General features: G+C 72.6%; 11 protein-coding genes. 7 read left to right on the forward strand and 4 right to left on the reverse strand.

Annotation, left to right across the window (positions count from 1 at the left end; translation table 11 throughout):
* The coding region (mshC, locus tag LCD31_RS19650) for a cysteine--1-D-myo-inosityl 2-amino-2-deoxy-alpha-D-glucopyranoside ligase (protein WP_224960089.1) at nt 1-1,143 on the forward strand (1,143 nt) is incomplete at its 5' end.
* A 73-nt stretch (nt 1,144-1,216) separates the two neighbouring features.
* Here the strand turns inward: mshC and LCD31_RS19655 are convergent.
* Nucleotides 1,217-2,056: a PAC2 family protein gene (locus LCD31_RS19655; protein WP_224960103.1), complete on the reverse strand. Its 840-nt coding sequence runs from the start codon at nt 2,054-2,056 to the stop codon at nt 1,217-1,219.
* Between the two features lie 262 nt (nt 2,057-2,318).
* On the opposite strand from LCD31_RS19655, the gene LCD31_RS19660 reads away from it, so the two are divergent.
* From LCD31_RS19660 to LCD31_RS19670, 3 genes are all read left to right on the forward strand, one after another.
* Nucleotides 2,319-2,999 carry an HAD family phosphatase gene (locus tag LCD31_RS19660; protein WP_224960091.1) on the forward strand — a complete coding sequence of 227 codons (681 nt, stop codon included), beginning with the start codon at nt 2,319-2,321 and terminating at the stop codon, nt 2,997-2,999.
* A 55-nt stretch (nt 3,000-3,054) separates the two neighbouring features.
* On the forward strand, nt 3,055-3,318 hold the full coding sequence (locus LCD31_RS19665; RefSeq protein WP_224960093.1) for a phosphoribosyl-ATP diphosphatase: 264 nt from the start codon (nt 3,055-3,057) through the stop codon (nt 3,316-3,318).
* A 156-nt stretch (nt 3,319-3,474) separates the two neighbouring features.
* Nucleotides 3,475-4,323 carry a VOC family protein gene (locus LCD31_RS19670; RefSeq protein ID WP_224960095.1) on the forward strand — a complete coding sequence of 283 codons (849 nt, stop codon included), beginning with the start codon at nt 3,475-3,477 and terminating at the stop codon, nt 4,321-4,323.
* Nucleotides 4,324-4,523: 200 nt separating this feature from the next.
* Here the strand turns inward: LCD31_RS19670 and LCD31_RS19675 are convergent, their stop codons facing one another.
* Together LCD31_RS19675 and LCD31_RS19680 are read right to left on the reverse strand one after the other, a co-directional pair.
* Entirely contained in the window at nt 4,524-5,300 is a 777-nt protein-coding gene (locus tag LCD31_RS19675; protein ID WP_224960097.1) for a thioesterase family protein, read from the reverse strand.
* Nucleotides 5,301-5,341: 41 nt separating this feature from the next.
* Nucleotides 5,342-6,268, reverse strand: a complete 927-nt coding sequence (locus LCD31_RS19680; protein ID WP_224960098.1) for a RecB family exonuclease — start codon at nt 6,266-6,268, stop codon at nt 5,342-5,344.
* A gap of 88 nt (nt 6,269-6,356) precedes the next feature.
* Between LCD31_RS19680 and LCD31_RS19685 the strand changes: the two genes are divergently transcribed.
* Nucleotides 6,357-7,499 (forward strand): site-2 protease family protein, encoded by a 1,143-nt coding sequence (locus LCD31_RS19685; protein WP_224960099.1) that lies wholly within the window; start codon nt 6,357-6,359, stop codon nt 7,497-7,499.
* A 135-nt stretch (nt 7,500-7,634) separates the two neighbouring features.
* Complete coding sequence (locus tag LCD31_RS19690) at nt 7,635-8,465, forward strand: tRNA (adenine-N1)-methyltransferase (RefSeq protein ID WP_224960100.1); 831 nt, start codon at nt 7,635-7,637, stop codon at nt 8,463-8,465.
* 159 nt (nt 8,466-8,624) lie between these two features.
* On the opposite strand, the gene LCD31_RS19695 is transcribed toward LCD31_RS19690, so the two are convergent.
* Nucleotides 8,625-9,383, reverse strand: a complete 759-nt coding sequence (locus LCD31_RS19695) for a hypothetical protein (protein WP_224960101.1) — start codon at nt 9,381-9,383, stop codon at nt 8,625-8,627.
* A 569-nt stretch (nt 9,384-9,952) separates the two neighbouring features.
* Here LCD31_RS19695 and arc point away from each other — a divergent pair.
* Nucleotides 9,953-11,752, forward strand: a complete 1,800-nt coding sequence (gene arc / locus LCD31_RS19700) for a proteasome ATPase (RefSeq protein WP_224960102.1) — start codon at nt 9,953-9,955, stop codon at nt 11,750-11,752.
* Nucleotides 11,753-11,898: the final 146 nt, after the last annotated feature.

Genomic DNA, 11,898 nt, shown 5'->3' on the forward strand with positions numbered 1-11,898 from the left:
ACCCAGCCCGGCCCCGTCGCGCGGATGTACGTCTGCGGCATCACCCCGTACGACGCCACCCACCTCGGTCACGCCGCCACCTACCTGGCGTTCGACCTGGTCCACCGCGTGTGGCTCGACAACGGCCACGAAGTGCACTACGTGCAGAACGTCACCGACATCGACGATCCGCTGCTGGAGCGGGCCGACCGCGACGGTGAGGACTGGGTCGTGCTCGGCATGCGCGAAACGGCGCTGTTCCGGGAGGACATGGCCGCGCTGCGGGTGCTGCCGCCGCAGGACTTCATCGGCGCGGTCGAGGCCATGCCGGAGATCGTGGAAGCGGTCGGCAAGCTGCTGTCCTCCGGCGCCGCCTACCGGGTCGACGACGAGTACCCGGACGTCTACTACCGGCACGACGCGACCGGCCGGTTCGGCTACGAGTCGAACTACGGCCCGGAGGACATGCTCAAGTTCTTCGCCGAGCGCGGCGGCGACCCGGACCGCGCCGGCAAGGAGCACCCGCTGGACGCGCTGCTGTGGCGGGCCGCCCGGCCCGGCGAGCCGTCCTGGGAGTCCGAGCTCGGGCCCGGCAGGCCCGGCTGGCACCTGGAGTGCTCGGTGATCGCGCTGAACCGGCTGCGGATGACCTTCGACGTGCAGGGCGGCGGCTCCGACCTCGCGTTCCCGCACCACGAGTACAGCGCCGCGCACGCCGAGGCGCTGACCGGCGAATCCCCGTTCGCGCGGCACTACTGCCACGCGGGCATGGTCGGCCTCGACGGCGAGAAGATGTCCAAGTCGAAGGGCAACCTGGTGTTCGTCTCCCGGCTGCGCGGCGACCGGGTGGACCCGATGGCGGTGCGGCTGGCGCTGCTGGACGCGCACTACCGCACGGACCGCTCCTGGACGGCGGACGCGCTCACCGCGGGCACCGCCCGGCTGGCGCGCTGGCGGGAGGCGGCGGCGCTGGCCGCGGCACCGGCCGCCGCCACGGCGATCGCCGGGCTGCGGGACCGGCTCGCCGACGACCTGGACACCGAGGGCGCGCTGCGCGCGGTCGACGCGTGGGCCGACGAAGCGCTCGCGGGCGGCGGCACCGACGCGGCCGCGCCCGGTGAGGTCCGCGCCGCGGTCGACGCGCTCCTCGGCGTGCAGCTCTGACCGGCTGATCCGAACAGCGGAACGCCCTCCGAGCCGGGCTCGGAGGGCGTTCTCGTGCGATCGGGGCGCGGCATCAGCCGGGACCGGGGCCCAGCGGCCCCTTGCCGCCCGGCCCACGCCTGCGCAGGTAGCGCTCGAACTCGGCGGCGATCGCGTCGCCGCTGGTCTCGGTGAGCTTCACCTCGGCGTCGCCGCGTTCCTCCAGGGCGCGCACGTAGTTGCGGACGTCCTCGTCCTCCTCGGCCATCTCGCTGACCGTGGTCTCCCACTCCTCGGCCTGGTCCGGGAGGTTCCCCAGCGGGACCTCCAGGTCCAGCGCGTCCTCCACCCGGTGCAGCAGCGCCAGCGTCGCCTTCGGCGACGGCGGTTGCGACACGTAGTGCGGGACCGCCGCCCAGAACGAGATCGCCGGGATGCCCGACTGCACGCACGAGTCCTGGAAGATCCCCACGATGCCCGTCGGGCCCTCGTAGGTGGAGCGCTCCAACCCGTAGCGGGTCGCCGAATCCGCGTCGTAGGCCGTGCCGGTCACCGGCACCGGGCGGGTGTGCGGCGCGTCGGCGAGCAGCGCGCCCAGCGACACCACGGTGCGCACCCCCGCGTTGTCGAGGTGCTCCAGCAGTTCCGCGCAGAACGCGTTCCAGCGCATGTTGGGCTCTATCCCGTGCACGAGCACCACGTCGTGCTCGGCGCCCGGCGGCCGGCACACCGACAGCCGCGTCGTCGGCCAGCTCACCTTCCGGGTCACGCCGTCCACCAGCTTCACCGTGGGGCGCGAGACCTGGAAGTCGTAGTACGGATCCGGGTCGATCTCGGCCAGCGGGGAGGCGTCCCAGGTGAGTTCGAGGTGCTCGATCGCGGAGCTTGCGGCATCGCCCGCATCGTTCCAACCCTCGAACCCGATCACGGCGATCGGGGCGGTCGGCCCAGCGGGTTTGCCTTCGGTCGATGTGCCTTCGGTCGAATTCCCCTCGGTCCGGTCCACCTGGTCTGCGGAGCGTGGTTCGCGATCGTTCACCGCGTCAGCCTACGACCTATCGCCGACGTGAGCGCCCGACATCCCGGAGACGATCCGAACCGGCGGGGAGGGATCGGCCACGTTCGCTGGGAGCGGCCCCCGCCGCCCTGCTGTACTGGCGGCGTGGCACTGATGAGCTTGTTGAGATCAGGGCGCGATGGCTGACGCCCGCCCCGCCGCCGTCCTGTTCGACATGGACGGCACCTTGGTCGATTCCGAGAAGCTGTGGTCGATCTCGCTGAGCGATTACGCCGTGCACCGCGGCGGCGAGCTCGGCGTCGCCACCCGCGAAGCGATGGTGGGCTCGAACATGTCCACCAGCATGCGGATGCTGCTGGCCGATCTGGGCCTGCCCGCCGATCCGGCGAACGTCGCGGACGCCGCCGACTGGGTGGAGCGGCGCAGCGCGGAGCTGTTCCGCCAGGGGTTGCCGTGGCGGCCCGGGGCCCGGGAGGCCTTGGCGCAGGTGCGCGCGCTGGGCGTCCCGTGCGCGCTGGTCACCTCCACGATCCGCTCGCTGGCGGAGATCGCGCTGGACACGCTGGGCCGGGACTCCTTCGACGTCACCGTCTGCGGCGACGAGGTCGACGGCCGCAACAAGCCCGATCCGGAGCCGTACCTGCGGGCGGCCCGGCTGCTGGACGTGGACCCGCGGCGCTGCGTGGCGGTGGAGGACTCGCCGACCGGGGTGTCGGCGGCCGTGGCCGCCGGGTGCACCGTGGTCGCCGTGCCCTGCGAGGTGCCGCTGGAGCCGGGGGAGCGGCGGGTGCTGCTGAGTTCGCTGGAGTCCTTCGACGTGCCCGCGCTGAGCGCGCTGCTGCCGGACGCGGTCGCCTGAGCGGCGGCGGGACCGCTGTCGGGGCCCGCCGCCCAGGATGCGAGGATCGAACGTCGTGAAGACCTTCGACGAGCTGTTCAACGAGCTCCAGGAACGCGCCCGCACCCGGCCGGAGGGGTCGGCGACCGTCGCCGCGCTCGACGCCGGAGTGCACGCGCAGGGCAAGAAGGTCATCGAGGAGGCGGGCGAGGTGTGGCTCGCCGCCGAGCACGAGTCCGACGAGGCGCTGGCCGAGGAGATCTCGCAGCTGCTCTACCGGCTCCAAGTGATCATGCTCGCCCGCGGGCTGTCGCCCGAGGACGTCTACCGGTACCTCTGACAGCGGAACACTCCGGGCGAATCGTCCTGTTCGTCCTCTTTGCACTGTTCCGCGCCGCCGCTCCGATGGAGGAATCCGCCTCGGCGCGACCTCGATCGTCGATCACTCGGTCATAATGGGTAGTGATCTTGAAGCGATGAGGTGGGGGTGAGGAACATGGCCGTAGTGCAGCCCGGGGAGGCGGCGCCCCAGTGGGAGATCGTGGCCGGGATGCCGTGCTGGATCGAACTGGTCACCACCGACGTGGAGCAGGCCCGCGAGTTCTACGCCGAACTGTTCGGCTGGCGGTACGAGACGCACCAGGACGACGCGGCAGGGGAGCACGTCGTCGCCTACCGCGACGGGTTCCCCGTCGCCAGCATCCGCCGCTCCGCCGGGGAACACTCCGAGTGGCGGCTGTTCCTCGCGGCGCAGGACGTCGACACCACCGCCGAGCAAGCGCTCGGCGAAGGCGCCCGGATCGTCGTGCCACCCGCCGACGTGCCCGGCATCGGCCGCAAGACCGTGCTCGTGGGGCCCTCCGACGCCGAGTTCGGGCTGCTGTCCCCCGACGACTCCTGGCAGTTCGACGTCGGCCTGCCCGGCACCCTCATGTGGGCCGAGCTCGTCACCATCAAGGCCGCCGCCGCCGACGGCTTCTTCCAGCGGCTCTTCGGCTACGAAGCCGAGCAGTTCGGCGCCGAGAACCGCTCCAACTACGCCGTCTGGTACCTCGCCGGGGAATCCGTGCTCGCGCGGGTCAGCATGATCCGCGACTACATCACCCCCGACACCCGGCCGCACTGGCTGCTCTACCTCGGGGCCGACGCCGACGAAGGCATCGACGGGCTCGTGCACCGGGCCATCGGGCTCGGCGGGCGGGTCCGCGTCGACCCCTACGGCTCCAGCATCGGCCGCGTCGCCGTGCTGCGGGACCCCACCGGGGCCCGGTTCGCGGTCGTGGACGACACCCAGGCCACCGACTGGTTCGACAGCGCGGCCAACTTCGATCCTTACGATGATTGACGGGTCATCGGCCTGCGTCGGGGTCGGGTGGCGGAACCTCAGCCGCTTCCTCGCTGCGGGATCTTTTTCACAGGTGGCTCCGCCACAGGCGAAAAAGCTGTCCTCGCGAGGAGGGCGGTGAGAACCCGCGGGTGGTTCCGTTGCTCTGGTGGTCGCCGCTCAGCGGGTTCGCCGCTGACAGGACACGGGGACTCTTCTGGTCAGCGGGGGGTGACCAGGAGGGTTTGGGCGGAGCGGCCGATCGGGCCGGTGCGGTCGTGGACGGTGCTGGTGGCGAGGCCGCCGCCGTCCGGGCCGAGGGTCGTCTCCGCGTCCAGGCCGACCCACTCGCCGGAGGGCTCCCGGTGCAGGTGCACCGTCAGGTCGGTGTTCGCGAACGACCACTCCGACATCCGCGCCCGGCGGGACACGCCGCTGGACGAGTCCACCACCGCGAACAACCGCTGCAACGGGCTCGGCTCCTCGTCGGCCAGCAGCGGGATCCGCTGCCGCGCCCACACCCGGGCGCGGCCGAGCTCCGCGCCGGGGCCGACGCGCCACTCCATCGCCGCCGCGTAACCGCGGTCCCAGCCGTCGATGTCCGACGCCTCCGGCCAGGACAGCGGATCGTCCAGCGCCTCGCGGGGCCCGCCCGCGACCGGCGTGCTGTCGCCGCGGACCATCCGCCACGCGCGGGCCGTCGCGCACACCCGCCCGCCCGCGGACAGCTCCGCCGACAGCAGCTGCACCGACCGGCCCGGGCGCAGCACCTCGGCGCGCACCGCCAGCTCGGCCACCGGCACCGGGCCCAGCACGTCCACGGTCACCCGGCGGATCGCCGTGCCCGGCGCGGGCTCGCAGCGCTCCAGCTCGCGCACCAGCAGCGCCGACACCGGCCCGAAGTGCTGGGCCGCGTCCGACCACGGGCCCGCGGTGTGCCCGGTGGCGCGGAAACCTCCTCCGCCCAGCCGCTCGTAGAACACGGCCCGCTCGTCCACTGCGTCCTCCTCGGCAGCCGTCCGCCCGCGGCGGAAAACGATCAGTCCGTGCGGTCCAGCACGGATTCCTGCCCCGGATCCGGTTCCGGCCAACCCGGGTAGGGCGGGGGAGTGCCGCCGAACTCCGGGCAGCGGGACTTGTGGTCGCAGTAATCGCACAGCTTGCTCGGGTTCGGGCGGAAGTCGCCGGTCTTCCCGGCGCGCAGGATGGCTTGCCAGATCGCCTCCAGCGTCCGCTCGAAGCGGCGCAGCTCCGCCTCGTCCGGCGCGTAGGCCAGCGACTGCCCGTCCGACAGGTACATCAGCAGCAGCTGCTTCGGCACCTCGCCGCGGGTGCGCCACAGCACCAGCGCGTAGAACTTCATCTGGAACATGGCCTTCGCCTCGCCGATCTGGCGAGGTGCCGCGCCGGTCTTGTAGTCGACCAGCCGGATCTCCCCGGTCGGGGCCACGTCCACCCGGTCGATGAACCCGCGCAGCAGCAGCCCCGAATCCAGCTCGGTCTCCACCCGCAGCTCGCAGGCCTCCGGTTCCAGGCGGCGCGGGTCCTCCAGCTCGAAGTACGAGTCCAGCAGGCGCGTCGCCGAACCCAGCCAGGTGCGCAGCTGCGGATCCTCCGGCCCGTCGAACAGCTCCGCCAGCTCCGGCTGCCCCGCCAGCAGGTCCTGCCAGGCCGGTTCCAGCAGGTCGCGGGCGTGCTCGGCGTCGCGCTGCTCGGCGGGCAGCGCGAACATCCGCTCCAGCACCGAATGCACCACCGTGCCGCGCACCTGCGCCCGCGTCGGCGTCTCCGGCAGCCGGTCCACCGCGCGGAAGCGGTACAGCAGCGGGCACTGCTTGAAGTCACCCGCGCGGGACGGCGACAGCGCGGGCCTGCGCCGGCCGGAGGGCAGGCTCGCCCCGTCCGACCCGCCCGCCCCGGCGAGCTCCGATCGCGTGCTGTCGCTGGTCCGGGCCGGTTCCACCATGCCCGCACCCTAGAACAGGGGTCCGACGGGATCGCGCACCCGTGGCGGATCACCTGCTCCTCACGCCGCCCGCTCTACCCTGTGGACCATGCCCGCCAACACGGCCCGCGGCCGAGCCGCTCCACCGGACAACGGCCTGCTGCTGTGCCGGGTGGTCGGGGTGCCGGTGCTGCTGTCGCCGTCCTGGTGGGTGGGGGCCGCGTTCATCGTGCTGCTCTACACCCCGCTGGTCGGCCGCATCCTGCCCGCCGCGAGCGTGTGGACCAGCGCGTTCCTCGCCGCCGGGTTCACCGTGCTGCTGGCGGCCTCGGTGCTGCTGCACGAGCTCGGGCACTGCGTGGCGGCGATGCGGCTGGGTCTGCCGGTGCGCCGGGTGCGGCTGTTCCTGCTCGGCGGCATCTCCGAGATCAGCCGCGCGCCCGCGACCCCCGCGCAGGAAGGCCTGGTGGCCGCCGCCGGGCCGGCCGTGTCGGTGGTGCTCGCGGCCGTCACGGGACTCGGCTGGTACGCGGTGGAGCCCGGCGGCGCGGTCTGGCTGCTCATCGCGCAGACCTGCGTGGCCAACCTCGCGGTGGCCGCGTTCAACCTGCTGCCCGGGCTGCCGCTGGACGGCGGGCGGATGCTGCGCTCCGCGCTGTGGGCGGTCACCGGGCGCAGGCAGCCGGGCACCACCGCGGGCGTCGTCGGCGCGGGGTTCGTCGCTGCCGGACTGCTGGTGTGGGCGCTGCTCGGGTTGCTGCAGGACGTGGACGACCAGTGGCTGCGGCTGCTGGCCTGCGTGTTCATGGTGTGGTTCGTCATCGCGGGCGCCACCGCCGAGCACGCCGCCGAGCAGCGCAGGAGCCGCCCGGTGCGGTTCTCGCTGGCCGAGCTGATGCGCCCGGTGCTGCAACTGCCCGCCGAGAGCCCCGTCGGCGACGCGCTGGTCGCCGCCGCCGGGCGCGGCGTGGTGCTGGTGCGGGCCGACGGCGTCGCGGTCGGGCTGCTCGACCAGTCCGCCGCCGAACGGCTCGCGACCCGCGCGCCCCGCGACCCCGCCGAGCACGCCGCCGAACCCGTCGGCCCGGACACCATCCTGCTGGAGGGAGAGCCGGGCGAGGCCGTGCTCGAACGGGTGCGTACCGTACTGGCCTGGCAGTTCCTCGTCATCGACACCGAAGGCAGGCCCTGCGGGGTGCTGCGCCGGGAGGACCTGCGCAGCGCGCTCCGCTCCCGCGCCCGCGAACGGTGAGCACCGGCGGGAACCGCCCGGGCCCTCTGCGACGATGGTCCGCCGTACCCGCCGGCCGCGGCCCCACCGCTCACTCCCGTGACGTCCCGCGCCCGGCGGCCCCTTGCCGAACGCGCACATGGAGGCACGAAGCACGTGAGCACCGTCAGCGGTGAGTTCCAGCCCGGCGACCGGGTCCAGCTGACCGATCCGAAGGGCAGGCACTACACCGTCGTCCTGGAGACCGGCGGCGAGTACCACACCCACCGGGGCGCGCTGGCGCACGACGACCTCATCGGCAGCCCCGAGGGCTCGGTGGTCACCTCGGCGGGCGGCACGTCGTTCCTGGCGGTGCGGCCGCTGCTGGCCGACTACGTGCTGTCGATGCCGCGCGGTGCGCAGGTCATCTACCCGAAGGACGCCGCGCAGATCCTGATGTGGGGTGACATCCGCCCCGGCGCGCGGGTCCTGGAGGCGGGGGCCGGTTCCGGCGCGCTGAGCTGCTCGCTGCTGCGCGCGGTCGGCGAGCAGGGCAGCGTCGTGTCCTACGAGGTGCGGGAGGACCACGCCGAGCACGCCGAGCGCAACGTGCGGAAGTTCTTCGGCGAGGTCCCGGAGAACTGGACCCTGCGCGTCGCCGACCTCGCCGACTACGACGAGGGCCAGGTCGACCGGGTCGTGCTGGACATGCTCTCGCCGTGGGACGTGCTGGACACCGTGTTCCAGAACCTGGTTCCGGGCGGCGTGCTGGTGGTCTACGTGGCGACCACGACGCAGCTGTCCAAGGTCACCGAGGCCATCCGCGAGCAGCAGTGCTGGACCGAGCCGCAGGCGTGGGAGACGTTGATCCGGCCGTGGCACGTGGTGGGTCTGGCGGTGCGGCCGGAGCACCGGATGGTCGCGCACACCGCGTTCCTGCTGGTCACGCGGCGGCTCGCGGACGGCGTGACGCCGCCGCGCCCGCAGCGGCGTCCCAGCAAGGGCTGACCGGGGCGGGGGGGGGGGGGGGGGCCCCCCGCCCCCCCCCCCCCGCCCCCCCCCCCCCCGCCCGGGGGGGGGGGCCCGCCCCCCGCCCCCCCGGGGGCCCCCCCCCCCGGGGGCCCGGGGGGGGGGCCCCCCCCCCCCCCGGGGGCCCCCCGGGCCGCCTCACTGCCCGAGCTTGCAGATCTTCCAGGCGTCGCCCTCGACGGTGAGCACGATGGTCTGGTCGACCGGCATCGTGGCGCCGCCGAGCGTGTAGTCGCCGCTGAGCTCCGCCCGCGCCCGGTCGCCCTGCGCGGTCACCTGCCCCAGCTCCACCTGGAACCGCCCGCTGGAGAGCTGCTGGAACTGCTGGTCGAGCTCGGCGCGGTTGGCCTCGCACAGCTGCGGTCCCAGCGACGCGAAGTCGCCCGCGTTGACCTTGTCGACGAGCTCCTGCGCGGCCGGCCGCGGCTCACCGGGGCCACCGCTGCCGCCGAACAGGAAGAACGCGCCGACGGCGGCCCCGGCGACGACGAGCACGCCGACCCCGCCGAGGATCCACACCAGCGGGGACCGGCCCCGCTCGGGCCCCTCGTCCTCGGGCTCGGCGGGCTGCTGGGTCCAGGAGCCCGCGCCGAACTCGCCGCCCCAGTTCGGGGCGGGCGGGATCGAGCCGAACTGGTCCTGGAACTGCCCGAACTGCGGGTCGAGCCGGGCTTGGCCGAACTGCGGCTGCGGCTGGCCGAACGGGTCCGGCCCGGGAGCGGCGGGGAAGGGCTGCTGGCCCGGTTGCGCGGGGACTCCGGTGATGGGGCCCTGCGGCCAGCCCGCGTGCTGGTTCGCGTAGAACGCGGGCTGCTGCTGCGGAGGTTGCGTGCCCTGGGTCGCCGCGCCGTCCGCCTGGTTCCCGCCCGGTCCGGGCTGTTGCGGCGGATAGGTCATGGGATGTTCCTCCCCCAAGGTCTGTGCCAGGCCGCACGGAAGTGCGGTCGCCGTCTTCTCGGCGCGCGTAAGTAGACCAGAGCGTTATCCGGCGCATGTCAGGAGTAGACCTTTCCCGTGTTGCGGTCCGGGGTGTCCCTCACCGGGTGAGATGCCCGACATGAGGATCTGGCCGGAGCACGTTTCGACCGCGGGAACCCCGGGTTGTTCCAAATGATGGGAGAAGTCGGACACGCCCGTCCGCAACGACACCCGGTTGTCAGCTCACCGACACCCGGATGCCGACGTTCGGCACCGAACGCGGTGGCGGAACGGAAAACCCGTGGTCGTGCCGCCGGTCACGGCCACGACCGAAACCGGCCGGTGCCACCGAATGGACCATGATCGTGAACGCACCGTGTTCACCGTCCACTCCCACCACGCCCGGGCGGGGCCGCCGGGGGCGTTCGAATCATGGGTATTCGCCGATTTTTGTGGCACGCTGGCGGATCCGGCGGGCAATCACGACGCCGCCGTCGTCGGTGATCGCCGGTACCGTGGTGGTACGAGCACGGGAGGAGGGTGCCGATATGCAGCACGACCGTCCCGGCAGCCGGCCTGAGGAGGGCGGCGAGCAGCAGCCCGGCGGGCAAGCCGAGCTCAACAGCCAGATTCGTCTGCTCCAAGACGAAGTGGCGTTGCTGCGCCGAAAGCTCAACGAGTCCCCCCAACAGGCCCGGTTGCTGGAGAAGCGGCTGGCCGAGGCATCCGAGCGGGTGAGCCAGCTCACCGAACGGAACGCCAAACTCACCGAGACCCTGAAGGAAGCGCGCGGCCAGCTCACGGCCCTGCGCGAGGAGGTCGACCGCCTCGCCCAGCCCCCCAGCGGATACGGGACGTTCCTGTGCCGCTACGAGGACGGCACGGTCGACGTGTTCACCTCCGGCCGCAAGATGCGGGTCGCCGTCTCGCCCAACGTCGAGCTCGACGAGCTCGGGCTCGGGCAGTCCGTCCGGCTCAACGAGGCGCTGACCGTCGTGGAAGCGGGCGCCTTCGAGCAGATCGGCGAGGTGTGCACCTTCCGGGAGATCCTGCCCCCGAGCCTCACCGACACCGCGGGCACCCACCGCGCGCTGGTGCTCGGCCACACCGACGAGGAGCGCGTCGTGTGGTTGACCGATCCGCTGGTGGAGGCCGGGCTCAAGTCCGGTGACTCCGTGCTCGTCGACAGCAAGGCGGGCTACGCCTACGACACGGTGCCGAAGGCCGAGGTCGAGGACCTCGTGCTCGAAGAGGTCCCGGACGTGGGGTACCTGGACATCGGCGGTCTGGGCAGCCAGATCGAGCAGATCCGGGACGCCGTGGAGCTGCCGTTCCTGCACTCCGACCTCTACGTGCAGTACCAGCTGCAACCGCCGAAGGGCGTGCTGCTCTACGGCCCGCCCGGCTGCGGGAAGACGCTCATCGCGAAGGCGGTGGCGAACTCGCTGGCCAAGAAGGTCGCCGCGGCGCGCGGGGACGACGACGGGCAGGCGAAGTCCTACTTCCTGAACATCAAGGGTCCCGAGCTGCTGAACAAGTTCGTGGGCGAGACCGAGCGGCACATCCGGCTCATCTTCCAGCGCGCCAGGGAGAAGGCCTCCGAAGGCACTCCGGTCATCGTGTTCTTCGACGAGATGGATTCGATCTTCCGCACCCGCGGCAGCGGCGTGTCCTCCGACGTGGAGACCACGATCGTGCCGCAGCTGCTCTCGGAGATCGACGGCGTCGAGGGCCTGGAGAACGTCATCGTCATCGGCGCCTCCAACCGCGAGGACATGATCGACCCGGCGATCCTGCGACCCGGCAGGCTCGACGTGAAGATCAAGATCGAGCGGCCGGACGCCGAGTCGGCCAAGGACATCTTCTCCAAGTACCTCACCGACGCGCTGCCGGTCCACGAGGAGGACCTGCGCGAGTTCGGCGGGGACAAGGCCGCCTGCATCGACGCGATGATCCAGACGACCGTCGAGCGGATGTACGCCGAGACCGACGAGAACCGGTTCCTGGAGGTCACCTACGCCAACGGGGACAAGGAAGTCCTGTACTTCAAGGACTTCAACTCCGGCGCGATGATCCAGAACATCGTGGACCGGTCCAAGAAGGCCGCGATCAAGTCGGTGCTCGACACCGGGCAACCGGGCCTGCGGGTGCAGCACCTGCAGGACGCGATCATCGACGAGTTCGCCGAGAACGAGGACCTGCCCAACACGACCAACCCGGACGACTGGGCGCGGATCTCGGGCAAGAAGGGCGAGCGGATCGTCTACATCCGGACCCTGGTCAGCGGCAAGAACCAGGAATCCGGCCGGGCGATCGACACGGCCACCAACACCGGCCAGTACCTGTGAGCTAGCACGGGAAGCGGGGGGGCCGCCCGCCCCCCGCGCGGGGCGGGGGGGGGTGGGGGGGGGGGTGGGGGGGGGCGCGGGGGGGCGCGCGCCCCCGGGCCCCCCCCCCCCCCCCGTCCGGTTACGCGGCCGGCGCGAGCGCGGCC

The organism is Saccharopolyspora sp. 6M (assembly GCF_020176775.1).
GTDB classification, from domain to species: Bacteria; Actinomycetota; Actinomycetes; order Mycobacteriales; family Pseudonocardiaceae; genus Saccharopolyspora_C; species Saccharopolyspora_C gregorii.

Bases quoted from the DNA above. Each gene is read 5' to 3' on its own strand.
- LCD31_RS19680 (WP_224960098.1), bottom strand. From the start codon at position 6,268: ATGGTGGAACCGGCCCGGACCAGCGACAGCACGCGATCGGAGCTCGCC.
- arc (WP_224960102.1), top strand. From the start codon at position 9,953: ATGCAGCACGACCGTCCCGGCAGCCGGCCTGAGGAGGGCGGCGAGCAG.
- LCD31_RS19670 (WP_224960095.1), top strand. From the start codon at position 3,475: ATGGCCGTAGTGCAGCCCGGGGAGGCGGCGCCCCAGTGGGAGATCGTG.
- LCD31_RS19660 (WP_224960091.1), top strand. From the start codon at position 2,319: ATGGCTGACGCCCGCCCCGCCGCCGTCCTGTTCGACATGGACGGCACC.
- LCD31_RS19695 (WP_224960101.1), bottom strand. From the start codon at position 9,383: ATGACCTATCCGCCGCAACAGCCCGGACCGGGCGGGAACCAGGCGGAC.
- LCD31_RS19685 (WP_224960099.1), top strand. From the start codon at position 6,357: ATGCCCGCCAACACGGCCCGCGGCCGAGCCGCTCCACCGGACAACGGC.